The 16,161-nt window shown below is 73.4% G+C and carries 14 protein-coding genes and 1 pseudogene; 10 read left to right on the forward strand and 5 right to left on the reverse strand.

The features are described from left to right. Positions 1 to 79 precede the first annotated feature (79 nt). Positions 80 to 946 (forward strand): formyltetrahydrofolate deformylase, encoded by an 867-nt coding sequence (gene purU, locus F7Q99_RS15405; protein WP_326846693.1) that lies wholly within the window; start codon positions 80 to 82, stop codon positions 944 to 946. Positions 947 to 1,034: 88 nt separating this feature from the next. Here the strand turns inward: purU and F7Q99_RS15410 are convergent, their stop codons facing one another. Both F7Q99_RS15410 and F7Q99_RS15415 read right to left on the reverse strand, forming a co-directional pair. After that, positions 1,035 to 2,234 (reverse strand): zf-HC2 domain-containing protein, encoded by a 1,200-nt coding sequence (locus tag F7Q99_RS15410; protein WP_326846694.1) that lies wholly within the window; start codon positions 2,232 to 2,234, stop codon positions 1,035 to 1,037. Continuing rightward, positions 2,231 to 2,842, reverse strand: a complete 612-nt coding sequence (locus F7Q99_RS15415) for a sigma-70 family RNA polymerase sigma factor (protein ID WP_153461986.1) — start codon at positions 2,840 to 2,842, stop codon at positions 2,231 to 2,233. The genes F7Q99_RS15410 and F7Q99_RS15415 overlap by 4 nt, the downstream gene beginning before the upstream one ends. 534 nt (positions 2,843 to 3,376) lie before the next feature. Between F7Q99_RS15415 and F7Q99_RS15420 the strand changes: the two genes are divergently transcribed. Next, positions 3,377 to 3,847, forward strand: a complete 471-nt coding sequence (locus F7Q99_RS15420) for an ATP-binding protein (protein WP_326846695.1) — start codon at positions 3,377 to 3,379, stop codon at positions 3,845 to 3,847. A gap of 388 nt (positions 3,848 to 4,235) precedes the next feature. On the opposite strand, the gene F7Q99_RS15425 is transcribed toward F7Q99_RS15420, so the two are convergent. Continuing rightward, on the reverse strand, positions 4,236 to 5,201 hold the full coding sequence (locus F7Q99_RS15425; RefSeq protein ID WP_153461988.1) for a GlxA family transcriptional regulator: 966 nt from the start codon (positions 5,199 to 5,201) through the stop codon (positions 4,236 to 4,238). A 121-nt stretch (positions 5,202 to 5,322) separates the two neighbouring features. Between F7Q99_RS15425 and F7Q99_RS15430 the strand changes: the two genes are divergently transcribed. The 4 genes from F7Q99_RS15430 (at position 5,323) to F7Q99_RS15445 (ending at position 8,868) form a co-directional block, all read left to right on the forward strand. Further along, on the forward strand, positions 5,323 to 6,660 hold the full coding sequence (locus F7Q99_RS15430; protein WP_326846696.1) for an MFS transporter: 1,338 nt from the start codon (positions 5,323 to 5,325) through the stop codon (positions 6,658 to 6,660). Positions 6,661 to 6,682: 22 nt separating this feature from the next. Next, positions 6,683 to 7,210, forward strand: a complete 528-nt coding sequence (locus F7Q99_RS15435) for a GNAT family N-acetyltransferase (RefSeq protein WP_153461992.1) — start codon at positions 6,683 to 6,685, stop codon at positions 7,208 to 7,210. Between the two features lie 108 nt (positions 7,211 to 7,318). Continuing rightward, the gene (locus F7Q99_RS15440; protein WP_326846697.1) at positions 7,319 to 7,663 is read left to right on the forward strand and encodes a DUF4229 domain-containing protein; all 345 of its coding nucleotides are present in this window, start codon (positions 7,319 to 7,321) and stop codon (positions 7,661 to 7,663) included. A 32-nt stretch (positions 7,664 to 7,695) separates the two neighbouring features. Then, positions 7,696 to 8,868: a LacI family DNA-binding transcriptional regulator gene (locus F7Q99_RS15445; protein WP_153461994.1), complete on the forward strand. Its 1,173-nt coding sequence runs from the start codon at positions 7,696 to 7,698 to the stop codon at positions 8,866 to 8,868. 85 nt (positions 8,869 to 8,953) lie between these two features. Here the strand turns inward: F7Q99_RS15445 and F7Q99_RS15450 are convergent, their stop codons facing one another. Further along, complete coding sequence (locus F7Q99_RS15450) at positions 8,954 to 10,162, reverse strand: MFS transporter (RefSeq protein ID WP_153461996.1); 1,209 nt, start codon at positions 10,160 to 10,162, stop codon at positions 8,954 to 8,956. A 394-nt stretch (positions 10,163 to 10,556) separates the two neighbouring features. Between F7Q99_RS15450 and F7Q99_RS15455 the strand changes: the two genes are divergently transcribed. Both F7Q99_RS15455 and F7Q99_RS15460 read left to right on the forward strand, forming a co-directional pair. Beyond that, complete coding sequence (locus tag F7Q99_RS15455) at positions 10,557 to 11,900, forward strand: dicarboxylate/amino acid:cation symporter (RefSeq protein WP_153461998.1); 1,344 nt, start codon at positions 10,557 to 10,559, stop codon at positions 11,898 to 11,900. A 199-nt stretch (positions 11,901 to 12,099) separates the two neighbouring features. Further along, positions 12,100 to 12,636, forward strand: a complete 537-nt coding sequence (locus F7Q99_RS15460; protein WP_153462000.1) for an RICIN domain-containing protein — start codon at positions 12,100 to 12,102, stop codon at positions 12,634 to 12,636. A gap of 175 nt (positions 12,637 to 12,811) precedes the next feature. Here F7Q99_RS15460 and F7Q99_RS15465 read toward each other — a convergent pair whose 3' ends face one another. Further along, positions 12,812 to 13,015, reverse strand: a complete 204-nt coding sequence (locus tag F7Q99_RS15465; protein ID WP_030060085.1) for a cold-shock protein — start codon at positions 13,013 to 13,015, stop codon at positions 12,812 to 12,814. Positions 13,016 to 13,336: 321 nt separating this feature from the next. On the opposite strand from F7Q99_RS15465, the pseudogene F7Q99_RS15470 reads away from it, so the two are divergent. Together F7Q99_RS15470 and F7Q99_RS15475 are read left to right on the forward strand one after the other, a co-directional pair. Then, positions 13,337 to 14,218, forward strand: a pseudogene (locus tag F7Q99_RS15470) (menaquinone biosynthetic enzyme MqnA/MqnD family protein); the annotation flags it as partial. Between the two features lie 172 nt (positions 14,219 to 14,390). Beyond that, on the forward strand, positions 14,391 to 16,103 hold the full coding sequence (locus F7Q99_RS15475) for a serine/threonine-protein kinase (protein WP_153462002.1): 1,713 nt from the start codon (positions 14,391 to 14,393) through the stop codon (positions 16,101 to 16,103). The last annotated feature ends 58 nt before the right edge of the window (positions 16,104 to 16,161 follow it).

Genomic DNA, 16,161 nt, shown 5'->3' on the forward strand with positions numbered 1-16,161 from the left:
GCACCGGGGCGGCGGGTGTCCAGGATGTGACACGCTGGACCATTCACGAACGCGCGATGACAGGACGGGATACCCACTCGTGGAGCAGCAGTCGGCCAGTGCCCAGTACGTTCTCACGCTGTCCTGCCCCGACAAGCAGGGCATCGTCCACGCCGTGTCCAGCTACCTCTTCATGACCGGCTGCAACATCATCGACAGCCAGCAGTTCGGGGACGCCGACAGTGGTCTGTTCTTCATGCGGGTGCACTTCTCCGCCGCCGAGCCGGTGAGCGCGGACAAGCTGCGGGCCAGCTTCGCCGCGATCGGCGCCTCGTTCGGGATGGACTGGCAGATCCACCCGACCGAGGAGAAGATGCGGATCATCCTCATGGTCAGCAAGTTCGGGCACTGCCTGAACGATCTGCTGTTCCGCAGCCGGATCGGCGCGCTGCCGGTGGAGATCGCCGCGGTGGTCTCCAACCACACCGACTTCCAGGACCTCACCGAGGGCTACGGCATCCCCTTCCACCACATCCCGGTGACCAAGGACACCAAGGCCGAGGCCGAGCGGCGGCTGCTGGACCTGGTGGCCGAGGAGAACGTCGAACTCGTCGTGCTGGCCCGCTACATGCAGGTGCTCTCGGACGACCTGTGCAAGGCGCTGTCCGGCCGGGTGATCAACATCCACCACTCCTTCCTGCCGAGCTTCAAGGGCGCCAAGCCGTACCACCAGGCGCACGCGCGCGGCGTGAAGCTGATCGGCGCCACCGCGCACTACGTCACCGCGGACCTCGACGAGGGCCCGATCATCGAGCAGGAGGTGGCCCGGGTGACCCACGACACCACCCCGGACCAGCTGGTCGCGCTCGGCCGGGACGTCGAGTGCCAGGCGCTGGCCCGCGCGGTGAAGTGGCACAGCGAGCACCGGGTGCTGCTCAACGGCAGCCGGACGGTCGTCTTCGCCTGAGGCTTCACGGCCCTGGTTCCGGGACCTCGGTTCTGCGGTCTCGGTTCTGGGGCCTCGGTTCTGCGGCCTCGGCCGTGTGGACGACGCCTTACGGCCGGGACAGCAGCGGCAGCGCGTGCAGCACCTCGCGGATCGCGGCCCGGTCGCCGTGCTCGCCGACCGGCAGCCGGTCCGGGTCGCGATGCGCTGCGGCCAGCTGGCAGAACTCCAGTCCGTCCAGCACCATCGAGGCCACCGGCTCTCCGCCCGGAGGGCCGTCGTCCTCGGGCCCGTCCAGGGGGATCAGCCACTCGCCGGCCGCCGGACCGTCGATCACCAGCCGCAGCCGCCGGCCCGGTCGCCCGTCCGCGGGCGGTGCCGCGGGCGCCCCGGTCGGCGCCGCGGCGGGACGGTCCGCCCGGGCGGACCGCCGGCCGGCCAGGATCTGCGGGAGTATCCGGACCGCCACGTCCACCATCTGCCGCAGGTGCTGGGGCGCGGGCGGGTCGTACGGGTAGGCGACAGCGCGGGCCACGTCCTCGCCGTGCACGTAGCACTCGAAGGCGCGGTCCAGGAAGGCGTCGCGCAGCGGGACGGTGGCGAAGCCGTAGTCGACCGGGGTGCTGCCCTGCGGGTCCAGCGCGGCGGCGGCCCGGACGAGCTCCTGGGTCTGCCGCCGCCAGCGGGCGCGCACCGACTGCGGTGCCCGGCCGGCCTGGTCGGCGGCGAGCCGGGCGGTGCGCCCGGCGATCCCGGCGAACCGGCCGCCCTGCCGCGGCACCGGGTCTTCCGACACCGGGCCGGTCAGGACAGGGCCGGTCAGTACCGGGCCGGTTGGCACAGGATCGGTTGGCACCGGATCGGGCAGGCCGAGGGCGAGCGCCAGATAGCCGTCCACGGCGGCGAGATGGCACAGCACCTCGGCCGGGCGCAGGTACTCGGTGCCGCCGTGCCACGGGAGTTCGGCGACCTCCTGCCACTCCTCCGGGCCGAGGTCGCACAGCAGCGCGTCGAGCTTGGCGGTCTCCGCGGTGTACGGCAAGCCCCAGGCGGGGACGGCCAGTTCGGCCGGGCGGCGGGCGAGGCACCAGTCGAGCACCTGCTGGCGCAGCGAGCCGGGCTGGTCGAGCGGTTCGTCGACGGCGAGCCAGCCGGCCGCCTCGCGCAGCCGGGCGGCCTCCTCGGCGCACGCCGGGCAGGCGCGCAGGTGCTGTTCCAGACCGTCGGCCTCGGCGCGCGGGCAGGCGCCGAGGGCCCAGGCGCCGAGCAGCGAGCGCAGGGCGTCGTGCTGCTCCTCGGTGGTCGTCACGTCCCCCCGTCCCCGTTCCGGTACTCGTCGCCCGAGTTCGTCTCGCGCTGGTGGGCCCGCTCCTCGGCCAGTTCGGTGGCGAGCAGGTCCAGGCCGAGCCGCATCCGCTGCTTCGCGGCCTGCTCGCTGATGCCGAGCCGACGGGCCGTCTCCTGGTAGGTGCGGCCGTCGTAGTACGTCACCGCGATGGTCTCGTGCAGGCTCCGGGGCAGGGAGTCGACCACGTACTGCACGCGTGCGGCGGTGGCGACGTCGCGGATCTCGTCCTCGGCGAGCGGGTCCGGCGCGTGGGGTGCGGCGGCCCGGCGCAGGCGCAGCCGGTCGACGGCGTGGCGGTGGGTGAGCGCGCCGAGCCAGGAGCGCAGCGAGCCCTGCGCGGAGTCGAAGGCCTCGGGGTGCTCCCAGACCTGGGCGAAGATCTCCCGGGTGAGCCGGGCGGCCGCGGCCTGGTCGGCGAGGATGCGCGCGGCGAGACCGTGCACCATCGGCGCGAGCTGGTCGTAGAGTTCGCCGAGCGCGCTCTCCTCGCCGCTGGCGAGGCGCAGTTGGAGCTGTTCGTCCCAGCGCGGGGTGCTCCCGGGGCTGGCCGTCGTGCCGGGGGCGGCCATCGGAAACCACCCTCCTGCCTGGGGGATCGCTGACTTACCCAACGGTATCTTGCGGTCCGTCAGCAGTGGGAGGATTCCGCGAAGAAGGGGGAGCGGAGCTTCGGTCCGTCGGCCCCGGTTCGACACATGGTGGGACGATCCGCTGGTGGGACGGTCCGTCGATGTCGTTGTTCGACGGCCGCTGGACATATGTCGCACGGGTGGTTCGCGAGTGGCGGTCCGGGTGTCCGGGGTGTGCGGCGGTAGGTTCGCCACTGCCGGTCCGGGCGGGTCGGCTGCGGGTCGGCCCCGGGCCGGACGAGTGCCGGACGAGTGCCGGTGCGAGGCTCGCCAGAGTGAGCGGGACAGTATGCACTGCCCTGTCCCCCGATCGCTGGAATATGCCCGAAGCGCTTGCTGCGGTCCGTCCGCCCACCCATCCTGAGGCGTATTCGTCGCGGCCAGCACCGGGTGGGACGTCCGAGGGCCCGCCGGCCGGCCGATCCGGCCCGATCGGGACGATGGCCGAACTGCGAGTGCGGGTGGTGGAGAGCGGTGCAGGTTCTTCAGGTACAGCTGGCGGTGCAGGCGGATCCCGCCGAGGTCGGCCGGGCCCGGCGGTGGGTGCGCTCGCGGCTGCTGAACCACGGGGTGGACCCGGACGCGCCGATGGCCGAGACGGTGGTGCTGGTGGTCTCCGAGCTGGTGACCAACGCCGTGGTGCACACCGGCTCTCCGGCCGTGCTGCGGCTCTGCCTGCCGCTGGACGGCGCCCCGGTGGGTGCGCCGGCCGGCCCGCTGCGGGTGGAGGTCGCGGACGCCAGCGAGGTGGCGCCGGCCCCGCGGCACGCCGGGGCGGACGCGGACGCCACCAACGGGCGGGGCCTGGAGCTGGTCGAGCTGCTCTGCGACCGCTGGGGCTGGTACCCGGACGGCTCGGGCAAGCGGGTCTGGTGCGAAATCGGCACGGATGCCCCGCCGGTGGACCCGCTGGAGAGCGCGGACTGGGCGGCCCTCGCGCCGTAGCTCCGCCGGTCGGGCCGCCGCTCGGCGATCATCGGGCCGAAACCTGACGCAACCATTCCGAATTTCCGACAACCCAATTGACGTGACGTATCCGGCTGATCACGCTTGGGTGCAGCTTTCCGTCGCGAGGGGACGCCGAGGGGCACCCGAACGCCGCCGCGGTGCTGCTGTCCAGGGGGATCATGCCAGCAGGGGGGCCGCGGACCGCCGGTCGTGGGCCGTTCCTCGGCGAGTGCGGAGGGCGAGCGCGGGTTCAGGGCCCGTGCGTCGCGATTGGATGGCGGCCCGCCGTGCCGCGCTCGGGATGCGTACGGCCTGCCGCCATCCAATTCGCCGTTCCGGAGGATCACTTTCCGGCCACCCGGCCGGGGCACACCCGGAAGACTTCTCAGGAAACCGCCCGGAAGGTCCGCCGGTAGGCGCTCGGTGCCACGTCGAGCCGCCCGCGCAGCTGGAGCCGGAGCGAGGCCGCGGTGCCGAACCCGGACTCCCGGGCGACCTGGTCGACGGTCAGATCGGTGCGCTCCAGCAACTGGCGGGCCCGCTCGGTGCGTTGGACGGTCAGCCACTGGCCCGGGCTGCTGCCGGTCTCCTCGCGGAACCGCCGGGTGAACGTCCGCACGCTCATCCCCGCCCGGTCGGCGAGCCGGCGCAGCGCGAGCGGCTCGTCCAGGTGCTCCAGCGCCCAGGCGCGCACCGCCGCGGTGCCGCCGCCGGTCTCCACCGGGCTCGGCGCCTCCACGTACTGCTTCTGGCCGCCCTCGCGCCACGGCGGGACGAGGCAGTTGCGGGCCACCGCGTTGGCCACCGCGCTGCCGTGGTCGCGGCGGACCACGTGCAGGCACAGGTCGACCCCGGCGGCCACGCCGCCGGAGGTGAGGACGTCGCCGTCGTCGGTGTAGAGCACGTCCGGATCGAGCAGGACCTTCGGGAACAGCTCGGCGAAGCGCTCGGTGTAGCGCCAGTGCGTGGTGGCCGGGCGGCCGTCCAGCAGGCCGGCGGCGGCCAGCAGGAACGAGCCGGTGCAGATCGACAGCAGCCGGGTGCCGGGCCGGATCCGGGCCAGCGCGGCGGCCAGTTCGGGGGTGAACGCGGCGTCGACGGCGGCCGGGCTGGAGTCCGCGGAGGCCGGGATCACCACCGTGTCGGCCCGCGCCAGGAGTTCGGGGCCGTGGTCGACGGCCACCCTGAAGTCGGCGCTGGTGGCGACCGGCCCGCCGTCCAGCGTGCAGGTGGCGACCTCGTAGAGCGGCCCGCCGTCCGGATCCTTCGCGCCGCCGAAGATGCGGGCGGGGATGCCCAGTTCGAAGGCGATCACCCCGTCCAGGGCCAGGACCGCGACCAGGTGCGTCATGCTGCTCTCCCCTCCGGTGTGCCGATCCGGGCCAGCGTACGCCCGGCCGTGGCCCGATTCTTGTGAAAGCTGGCATTCAGGCCACTCGTCGTGGCCCGGCCGGACCGCGACACTCGACCGCGTGACCGAACGCAACGTCCTCGCCCCCACGCCCGTCGATGAAGCCGCAGCTGTCGATGCGACGCCTGACGCCCGACCCGGCCGGCCCCGGGTGCACTACGCCTGGGTGGTCGCCGGCGTCTCCCTGCTGGTGCTGCTCGGCTCGGCCGGCTTCCGCTCCACGCCCAGCCTGATGATGGACGCCCTGCACAACGAGTTCGGCTGGTCGCTCGGGACGATCTCCAGCGCCACCTCCGTCAACCTCACCCTCTACGGCCTCACCGCCCCCTTCGCCGCCGCCCTGATGGACCGCTTCGGCGTCCGCCTGGTCGTGGTCTGCGCGCTGCTCACCATCTCGGTCGGCTCCGGGCTCACCATGCTGATGCGCGAGCCCTGGCAACTGGTGCTCTGCTGGGGCGTGTTGGTGGGCCTCGGGAGCGGCTCGATGGCGGGCGCCTTCGCCACCACCATCACCGGCCGCTGGTTCCGGGCCCGCCAGGGCCTGGTCACCGGCGTGCTGACGGCCGCGGGGGCGGCGGGAAACCTGATCTTCCTGCCGGTCGGCGCCTGGCTGGTCGAACAGCACGGCTGGCGCTCGGCGGTGGTCGTGGTCTCGCTCGCGGCCAGCGCGGTCGCCGTCCCGGTCCTGCTGCTGATGCGCGAGCGGCCCGCGGACATCGGCCTCCTTCCGTACGGCGCGACCGAGGAGCCTCCCTCCGTGCCCGCCGGCGGCCGGGCGGTGGCCCGCTCGCTGCGGGTGCTCCGGGACGCCGCCCGCACCCGGGCGTTCTGGCTGCTGGCTGGCTCCTTCGCGATCTGCGGTGCCACCACGGCGGGCCTGGTCGGCACCCACTTCATCCCGGCCGCCCACGACCACGGCATGCCGGTCACCACCGCGGCGAGCCTGCTCGCCCTGATCGGCGTCTTCGACGTGGCAGGCACCATCGCGAGCGGCTGGCTCACCGACCGCGTCGACTCCCGGCTCCTGCTGGTCGTCTACTACGCACTCCGCGGACTCTCCCTGGTCCTGCTGCCGCAGCTGCTCGCCGGCTCGCTGCAACCGCCGATCCTGGCCTTCGTCGTCTTCTACGGCCTGGACTGGGTGGCCACCGTGCCGCCGACCGTCGCGCTGTGCCGCCGGCACTTCGGCGAGGACGCGCCGATCGTCTTCGGCTGGACGCTGGCCGCGCACCAGATCGGCGCGGCCGCCGTGGCCGGGCTGGCCGGCCTCGCCCGGGACGCCCTCGGTGACTACGACCTCACCTGGTACGGCGCCGGCGCGCTCTGCGTGGTGGCCGTCGGCCTCTGCCTGGCACTGCGCACCGTCCGCGGGGACCGGGCGGCCGTGGCGTTGTCGTAATGGGCGACTAGGCTCTGCGCCTATGACACTCACCTTCACCCTGGACCCGAAGCCCGACCCCGACCTGCGCGGTGCGATCGTCCGCCTGTGGGCCGACGTCACCAACGCCGGCGGCGCCGTCGGCTTCGTGGCCCCGGTGACGGAGGACGAGGTCCGGGACACCGCCGACCGCCAGTTCGCCGACACGGCCCCCGCCGGCCCGGACCGGATGCTGGTCGCCCACGAGACGGAGACCGGCAGGCTGGTCGGCGTGCTGTTCTTCGAGTCGATGCGCTTCGACCTCATGGAGCACTGGCGGATGCTCAAGCGGGTCATGGTGCACCCCGACTCCCAAGGCCGCGGCTACGGCGTCCAGCTGATGGCCGAGGCGGAGCGGGTCGCCCGGGAGTGGGGGCTGCAGAGCCTGCGGCTGACCGCGCGCGGCGGCCAGGGCCTGGAGAGCTTCTACAGCCGCTGCGGCTACCGGGAGGTCGGCCGGGTGCCGGCCGCGATCCGGGTCGCCCCGGGTGACGACCGCGACGACATCACCTTCTGGCTCGACCTGCGCTGACGCGGACCGCGGAGCCGGGGGACGGTCAACCCGTTCCCCGCTCCGGCCGTCGGGCATGCTTCACTGGGAGACCGGCCCCCGCCTCCCGTGCAGTAAGGATGTGTCCCAGTGAGCAGCAACGGCACCGAGAAGTCGCACGCCACGCTCCGCTACACCTCGCTGCGGGTCAGCATCTTCCTCGGCTGCCTGCTGGCGGCGCTGCTGCTCGGCCACTTCGGGATCATCCCGGTCAGAGGCGAAGCAGGCATGATCTTCCTCTTCCTGCTGGCCGCGATCGTCTCCGCGCCGCTCAGCTACGTGCTGCTGAGCAGGCAGCGCGACGAGATGTCCGCGCAGATCTCCACCAAGGTCGCCGGCATGCGCAGCCGCACCGCCGAGCGGATCGCCGCGCAGAACGCCGAGGAGGACGCCGCCGACGAGGCCGCCCGAGCGGCCGCGGCGTCGCGGAACTGAGCCCGGCCCCGGACGCCCTCACCGCAGCCGCCGTGCCCGCCCCCTCCGACCTCCCGCAGGCCCCCGACCAGCTGACTCCCGAGCAGCCGACTCCCGACCAGCCGACTCCCGAGCGACCCGCCGCCGAGCCGTCTGCCGCTGAGTCGTCCGCCAATGAGCCGCCCGTCGAGGCCCGGCGCGCCGGTGACGCGGCCGGCACCTGGCCGGCCCCGGTGCGCCGGCCCACCGGCCGGGACGTGGCCCGGCTCGCCGGGGTCTCGCAGGCCACCGTCTCCCTGGTGTTCTCCGGCTCCGAGGCCGGCTCCCGGGTCTCCGACGCCACCCGGCAGCGGGTCCGGGAAGCCGCCCGCAGCCTCGGCTACCGCCCACAGGCGGCCGGACGTCAGCTGCGCCTGGGCCGCAGCGGGATGATCCTTCTCGCCGTGCCGAACATCCTCGGCCCCTTCTTCGGCCGGGTGCTGGAGGGCGTCCACGAGGAGGCCGGGCGACACGGCCTGGCCGTCGTGGTCAGCTCCGGCTGGGGGAGTGCCACCCTCGCCGAGGCCGCCACCACCAGCCGCTTCGACGGCCTGCTGATCTGCTCGCCGGACGACAGCCAGCTCGGCGAGCTGCCCGCCGACACCCCCGCCGTCTTCCTGGACGCCGACCCGGGCACCGACCGGGCCCGGCCGACCATCGAGCTCGACGTCGCGGGCGGAATGCGGGCCGCGGTCGAGCACCTCGCAGGCATCGGCCACCGCCGGATCGGGCGGCTGCGCTCCACCCACTCCGCCTACACCTTCCGGGTGCGGCAGGCCGCCTTCGAGCAGGCCGCCGCCGAACTCGGCCTGGATGTCATCGAGTTGGGCGTGAGCATCAACGAGGGCCAGCCCGCCGCCCGGAGCGTGGCACGCCGGCTGCTGGAGCGCCCGGACCGCCCGCGCGCGGTCATCTGCGACGACGACGTGGTGGCCTCCGGCGTCTACCAGGCCGCCGCCGAGCTGGGAGTGCGGGTGCCGGACGAGCTGTCCGTGGTCGGCATGGACAACGTGCCGGTGGCCGCGCTGCTGGCCCCGCCGCTGACCACGGTCGACCTGCCCGGCGAGGAACTGGGCCGTGCGGGTGCCGCCGCCCTGGCGGGTCTGCTGCGCGGCGACCGGGTGGCCCCGCTCTCCCCGCTGGCGACCTCCCTGGTGCTGCGCTCCTCCACCGCACCGGCGCACTGAGGCCCAGGCTCAGGCGTTCGGGACGCAAACAAACTGCGCCCGCCGGTCCAGACCACCGGCGGGCGCAGCCGTTCTCGGGGGCCGGTCAGCCCACCGCCACCGGCCGTGCGACCGGCGCGAGCGGCACCGCCCGGAACCAGCGGCGCGCGCCGAACAGCAGCACACCGCCCAGCCCGATCCCGCCCGTCGCGCAGAGCGCCACCGATTGCAGCGAGCCCTCGGCGAGGTGGCCGGACACCGCGTAGCCGAGCGAGTTGCCGGTCGCGAACAGCGTCACCAGCCAGGCGAACGCCTCGGTCACCGTCCCGGTCGGCGCCAGCTCGGCGACCAGCACGAACGCCGCGGCCAGCAGCGGCGCCAGCAGGATCCCCGACAGGAACGCCAGCGCGGCCATCGGGTACGGCCCGGGCAGTACCACCAGCGGCAGGTAGGACCCGGCCATCACGACCGCCATCACCCACGTCCGGGTCGCCGTGCTGCTGCGCCACTTCACCGCCCCGTACGCGAGCGCGCCCAGCAGCCCGCCGAGCGCGGCCATCGCCAGCAGCGTGCCGGCACCACCCGGCAGAGCGCCGGCGTGGCGCTCGGCGTAGGCGATGAACAGCACGTTCTGCGCGCCGACCGCCCAGCCGGCCCCGGCCAGCCCGATCAGCAGCAGCACCAGGCCGGGGGAGCGCAGCGGGCCGAGGAGCCCGGCGGAGTGCTCGCGCTGCGGGGCCCGCCAGGCGCGGGCCGGTGCGGCGGTGGCCACGATCAGCGCGCCCGCCAGGCCCAGTCCGGCCGCCACCCACAGCGCCGCGACCGGGCTGAAGAGGCCCGCGATCCCGGCGACGGCGAGCGGCCCTGCCACGTAGAGGATCTGCTGCGAGGCGGAGTCGAAGGCGTAGGCGGTGTCCAGCTGCTCCTCCTCGACCACGGCGGGCCAGAGCGAGCGCAGGCAGGGTTCGAGCGGGGGCATGGCCAGCCCGGCGATCGCGGCGCCGACGGGCGCGGCGAGCGCCGAGCCGGGCGCGAGGGCGAGCAGCGCGTAGCCGCCGCCCGCGACGACGGCGGAGGCGAGCAGGACGCGCGGCTGCCCGGTGCGGTCGACGATCCGGCCGAGCACCGGCCCGCCGACGGCCGCGGAGATCGCGTAGGCGGCGGTGGCCAGCCCGATCCGGCCGTACGGCGCGCCGGCCTCGCGCAGGGCGAGGGCGATCACCAGGGCGGTCATGCCGGCCGGCAGGCGGCCGAGCAGGGTGCCGAAGAGCAGGCGGCTGACGTGCGGGGCACGGAGCAGGGCGAGATAGCCCATCGGCGGGTCTCCCGTGGGGGCAGGCGCGGGCAGGGGTCGTCCACACAGGGGTTGGGGGACGCCGGCAAAGTTATACGTATAACTGGGCCTCGGTCAACGCCATCTCAAACAACTACTTTGAAGGCCTCAAACCTTTACTGCTAACGTGTCGGCCGTGACCACCTCAGACGCACTCCGGACGCACGGCCAGGGCCCCCTGCCCGCGGCCGTCCGCGCGTGCCGCCTGCCAGGTGCTGTGGACAGCCCGCGCCGTTGTCGCGCCATGAGCTGTATTCCGGCGGCACGCCCCTGACCGGGGGCCGAGCCCCTCCCGTGCGGTCCCTTGCGCCGTGCCGCCGTTCCCCGCCTCACCCCTCACCTCACCGTCAGCCTCGCTCCCCGGAGTCGCACCCCCATGTCCACAGCGCCCGAGGCGACCTCGTCGCCGTCCGTGCTCGCCCGCATCCGCAGGACCCCGTTCTGGGTGCAGATCGTCGCCGGCCTCGTGCTGGGCGTCGGCCTCGGCTACCTGGCCCGCGCCGCCGACATCTCCTGGCTGGCCACCACCCTGGAGACCATCGGCAAGACCTTCGTCCAGCTGCTCAAGCTGGCCGTCCCGCCGCTGGTGTTCACCGCGATCGTGGTGAGCGTCGCCAACCTGCGGGGCGTCACCAACGCGGCCCGCCTCGCCGGCCGCACCCTGCTCTGGTTCCTGATCACCTCGCTGATCGCGGTCGCCATCGGCCTCGGCCTCGGCCTGCTGACCGACCCCGGCCGGGGCAGCGGCCTCAGCACCGAGGGCCTCAAGGCGCCCAAGGGCGGCGGCACCTGGGTCGACTTCCTCACCGGCATCTTCCCGACCAACATCGTCACCGCGTTCACCGAGGTGAACGTGCTGCAGATCGTCTTCATGGCGGTCGTGGTCGGCGCGGCGGTCATCAAGCTCGGCAGCAAGGCCGAGCCTGTCCTCAGGTTCAGCGAGTCCGTCCTGGAGTTGACCCAGACCGCCCTGTGGTGGGTCATCCGGCTCTCCCCGCTCGGTACCCTCGGCCTGATCGGCAAGTCCGTCGCCAAGTACGGCTGGGACCTGCTCAAGCCCTTCGCCACCCTGACCGTCGACATCTACGCCGGCTGCGCGCTGGTGCTGTTCGTCGTCTACTCGCTGCTGCTGAAGTTCGCCGGCGGCCTCAACCCCCTGAACTTCTACAAGGGCGCCTGGCCCGCCATCCAGCTGGCCTTCGTCTCGCGCTCCTCGGTCGGCACCCTGCCGGTCACCCGCCGCGTCACCGAGCGCCTCGGCGTCCCGAGCGAGTACGCGTCCTTCGCCGTCCCGTTCGGCGCCACCACGAAGATGGACGGCTGCGCCGCGATCTACCCGTCAATCGCCGCGATCTTCGTCGCCCAGGTCTACAACATCGACCTCGGCATCAGGGACTACCTGCTGATCGCCTTCGTCTCGGTCATCGGCTCGGCCGCCACCGCGGGCCTCACCGGCGCGATCGTCATGCTGACCCTGACCCTCTCCACCCTGGGCCTTCCCCTGGAAGGCGTCGGCCTGCTGCTCGCCATCGACCCGATCCTCGACATGATGCGCACAGCGACGAACGTCGCCGGACAGGCGCTGGTGCCGATCATCGTGGCCGCCCGTGAGGGCATCATCGACCGCGAGGCCTACGACAACCCGACCGGCGACCTGCTGGACGGCCCGGCCGCCTTTCCGGCCCAGGCCGCCGAAGGCGCCGCTCCGGCCGCCGCCTGACACGCCCTCTCCCGAACGGGCCCTCTCCCTGACGGGGGAGGGCCCGTTGCGTGCTGTCAGGGAGTCGCGAATCCCTGGTGACCGGCGGGGCGGGCGGCGCTAGGGTGTCCGCTGCGCCCCGCCGGATGATCTTCTCCCCGGCCGGGTGCCCGGTCCGTGGACCGGTACGAGCCCCTCCTCCCGACTGGATGTCACCAGCATGGCTGTCAGAGCCCGCATAGTCGCCGGCGCCCTCGGTGCCGCTCTCCTCTTCTCGCTCGGCGCGCCCAGCGCCGGCGCGTACCAGCAGACCATCCCGACCACCGTCACCTGGGGTGTCGCGTTCGACCCCAAGTGCCTGGAGATCGCCGACTGGCGCACCGACAACGGCGCCCCGGCCCGGCAGTGGGACTGCACGGGCGGCGCCAGCCAGCAGTGGAACGTCCAGGGGGTCCGGACGTCCGGGGGGACGGGGTCGCTGGTCAACGCGTTCAGCGGCAAGTGCCTGGAGATCGCGGACTGGCGCACCGACAACGGTGCCCCCGCCCGCCAGTGGGACTGCACCGGCGGTGCCAACCAGAGCTGGATCCGGACCTGGGTCCCCGCCGTCGGCTGGCAGCTGGTCAACGCGCACAGCGGCAAGTGCCTGGAGATCGCCGACTGGCGGACCGACAACGGTGCCCCGGCCCGGCAGTGGGACTGCACCGGCGGGGACAACCAGCACTGGTTCCCGTTCGCCCCGGGTACCGTCCGCTGAGCGACGGCGACGTCGGCCGAGCGACGGTGAAGTCCGTCGAGCGGCGGTGAAAAGGCAGGGGGCCCGCCGGATGGGCGGGCCCCCTTGGGTGTTGCTCTTGTGCTCATGGTGACGGCTGTCGGGAGCCGCCGGCGGACCCGTGGGGGTCCCGAGCGATCAGAACATCAGAGGATGGTCAGATAGCGGTGACGTTCTCCGCCTGCGGGCCCTTCGGACCCTGGGTGACGTCAAAGCTGACCGCCTGGTTCTCCTCCAGCGAGCGGAAGCCGCTCGCGTTGATGGCGGAGTAGTGGACGAAGACGTCGGGGCCGCCGCCCTCCTGGGCGATGAAGCCGAAGCCCTTCTCAGCGTTGAACCACTTGACGGTTCCCGTGGCCATGCCGTTCTCCTTGCGAGGCGTGTCGGGGACCACACCGTGTGGCACCCGGTCCGCTGCGCTGATCGCCCTGCCTCCGGACGAGTCCGAAGTTTTTCGATATTGCTGAAAAACTACAAAAAGCCTGCGGTTACATGCTCCGCAGGCTTCAAGTACTGCAAGGGGAATCAAACTGCAACTGAGGGCAACGCTAGCATGCGGTCGCTGTGACGACCAGGGGTGAACTGCGGTGCGCACGGCGCGTGTCGGGAGGGTGGGTGCTCGCCCTCCGAAACCGCGGGCATACGCTGCGGGGAGGCGCACGAACAGCAAGGGAGCGGCGCAGTGGCAGAACCGGAAGCGGAAACGCGGGAGCCCCAGGAGAACACCCCGGTCAGGCCGCGGGTCGGGCATATTCAGTTCCTGAACTGCGTACCCCTCTACTGGGGTCTCGCCAGAACCGGCAATCTGCTCGATCTCGACCTCACCAAGGACACCCCCGAGAAGCTCAGCGACCAGCTGGTCGACGGCACGCTCGACATCGGGCCGATCACCTGCGTGGAGTACCTGCGCAACGCCGACGAACTGCTGGTCCTGCCCGACATCGCGGTCGGCAGTGACGGCCCGGTGATGTCCTGCGTGATCGTCAGCAAGGTCCCGCTGGGCGACCTCGACGGCCGCCGGGTCGCCCTCGGCTCCACCAGCCGCACCTCCGTCCGGCTCGCCCGCCTGCTCCTGGAGGAGCGCGAGGGCGTCCACCCGGAGTACTTCAGCTGCCCGCCCGACCTCAGCGCCATGCTCGCCGACGCGGACGCCGCCGTCCTGATCGGCGACCCCGCGTTGCGCGCCTACCTCGGGCAGGCCGCCGACCTCGGGCTGACCGTGCACGACCTCGGCGCGATGTGGAAGGAATGGACGGGCCTGCCGTTCGTCTTCGCCGTCTGGGCCGTCCGCCGTGACTTCGCCGAGCGCCGGCCCGCCCTGACCGCCGCCGTGCACCGGGCCTTCCTGGAGTCCCGCGACCTGTCGTTGGTCGAGGCCGCCAAGGTCGCCGAGCAGGCCGCCCGCTGGGAGGACTTCGACGCCGACGTGCTGGAACGGTACTTCAGCGAGGCGCTCGACTTCTCGCTCGGCGAGCGGCAGCTGGCCGGCGTCGCAGAGTTCGCCCGCCGGGTCGCGCACGACAGCGGCTTCGCGCCCGACGTCGCCGTCCGGCTGCTGGAGCCCGCGGAGATCACCGCGGAGGGTTCGGTCGCGCCGGCGGCGGAGCCCCCGGTGGATCTGGAGCCAGCGCCGGTCGGCTGAGACCGGTACGGTCTGCTCCCGGGCGCGCGCGATGCGGACGCCCGGGAGCAGTTCGGGAGGCGGGCCGCCGGCGGCGAGGGGAGCGTGGCGGGCGATGCAGTCACTGGGGCCGGACGACCCGCGCCGGATCGGCGCCTACCGGCTGCTGCGACGGCTCGGCGCGGGCGGCATGGGCCGGGTCTACCTCGGCCGGACGGCCGGCGGCCGCACCGTCGCCGTCAAGGTGGTGCGCGACGAGCTGGCCGACGACGCCGAGTTCCGTGCCCGGTTCCGGCAGGAGGTGGCCGCCGCCCGCCGGGTCGGCGGCGACTGGACCGCGCCCGTCCTGGACGCCGACACCGAGGGCGAACACCCGTGGGTGGCCACCGGCTACGTGGCCGGCCCCGCGCTCGGCACCGCCGTCCACGACTTCGGGCCGCTGCCCGAGCCGGCCGTGCGCACCCTCGGCATCGGGCTCGCCGAGGCCCTGGCCCACGTGCACGGGCTCGGGCTGGTGCACCGCGACGTCAAGCCGTCCAACGTGCTGCTCACCCTCGACGGGCCCCGGCTGATCGACTTCGGCATCGCCCGCGCCCTGGACGCCGCCAGCGGTTTCACCCAGTCGGGTTACGTGGTCGGCTCACCCGGCTTCATGTCGCCCGAACAGGCGAACGGGCAGTCCGTCGGACCGGCCGGCGACGTCTTCTCGCTCGGCGCGGTGCTCGCCTTCGCGGCCACCGGGCTGCACCCGTTCGGGGAGGGCGTCAGCGCGGCCGTACTGCTGTACCGGGTCCTGCACGAGGAGCCGGACGTCCGCGGGCTGACCGGGCAGCTGCGCGAGATCGTCCTCGACTGCCTCGCCAAGGACCCGGCGGCCCGGCCCACCCCACAACAGCTCCGTACCCGGCTGGACCCGGACGGCACGGCCTCCGCCCGGCTGCGGCACGGCGGGTGGCTGCCGTCCGCGCTGGCGGCGGCGGTGGGGCGCAGTGCGGTGGAGCTGCTGGACCTGGAGGGGGAGGCGCCCGATCCGGTGGTGTCCGATCCAGTGCCTTCTTCTTCGGTGTCTTCTGCTCCCTCGGCGTCGTCTGCTCCGGCGTCTCCGAGGGTGGAGCGGACGCCGACGGTCGTGCCTTCTGCTCCGTCGGCCTCGTCGACGACTGGCTCCCCGCGCGGACGGGCCAGGCTCGCGACGGGGGTGGTGCTCGCGCTGCTGGCGCTCGGGGGCGGCGGGTACGGGACGTACCGGTGGATGCAGCAGCCGGATCCGGTGGTCACGGCCTCCGGCAGTTCCTCGCCCACCGTGTCCGGTGGCGGGAGCGGCAGTACCGAGCCGCAGGCCCCACCGTCGTCCGGCGCTCCGTCATCCGGCGCTCCCACGTCCGGCGCTCCGATGTCCTCGGGGAGCGCGTCGCCCGCGCCGGACGAGGTGACGGGGGCGCCCAGCGGTCCGAGTGTGGTGCCGTCCGCCTTCCTGGGGGTCTGGCGCGGGGACATGGTCACCGAGAAGGGCCTGCCGGCCGGCACCACGACGCTCACCATCGGTCCGGCCGCGATCGGGCAGGAGAACACCACGAGCCGCAACGCCGTCTCCGGCCTGATCTCGCTCAGCTGCGAAGGCGCCTGGAAGCTGAGGTCGGCGTCCGCGACCAAGCTCGTGTTCGAGTCCCGGCTCGTCCGCTCCACCCTGCCCGGCGCGTGCTCCGGCGGCTCCTACACGGAGACCCTCACCCTGCAGAACGACGGCACGATCCGGTTCACCTCCGCCGACCCGGTGGCCGGCAACCCGGCCGGCACGATGCGGAAGGCGGACGGGGCAGCGGGCTGACGCGGGGGCCGGACAGGGCTGGCGTAGGCTGGTTCGGCCGTGCCCGGACGCACGTGGT

The organism is Streptomyces kaniharaensis, from assembly GCF_009569385.1.
Lineage (GTDB): Bacteria > Actinomycetota > Actinomycetes > Streptomycetales > Streptomycetaceae > Kitasatospora > Kitasatospora kaniharaensis.

Excerpts from the sequence above, each read along its gene's own strand:
- F7Q99_RS15425 (WP_153461988.1), bottom strand. The coding sequence starts at position 5,201 with ATGACGCACCTGGTCGCGGTCCTGGCCCTGGACGGGGTGATCGCCTTC.
- F7Q99_RS15415 (WP_153461986.1), bottom strand. The coding sequence starts at position 2,842 with ATGGCCGCCCCCGGCACGACGGCCAGCCCCGGGAGCACCCCGCGCTGG.
- F7Q99_RS15460 (WP_153462000.1), top strand. The coding sequence starts at position 12,100 with ATGGCTGTCAGAGCCCGCATAGTCGCCGGCGCCCTCGGTGCCGCTCTC.
- F7Q99_RS15455 (WP_153461998.1), top strand. The coding sequence starts at position 10,557 with ATGTCCACAGCGCCCGAGGCGACCTCGTCGCCGTCCGTGCTCGCCCGC.
- F7Q99_RS15475 (WP_153462002.1), top strand. The coding sequence starts at position 14,391 with ATGCAGTCACTGGGGCCGGACGACCCGCGCCGGATCGGCGCCTACCGG.
- F7Q99_RS15435 (WP_153461992.1), top strand. The coding sequence starts at position 6,683 with ATGACACTCACCTTCACCCTGGACCCGAAGCCCGACCCCGACCTGCGC.
- F7Q99_RS15465 (WP_030060085.1), bottom strand. The coding sequence starts at position 13,015 with ATGGCCACGGGAACCGTCAAGTGGTTCAACGCTGAGAAGGGCTTCGGC.
- F7Q99_RS15450 (WP_153461996.1), bottom strand. The coding sequence starts at position 10,162 with ATGGGCTATCTCGCCCTGCTCCGTGCCCCGCACGTCAGCCGCCTGCTC.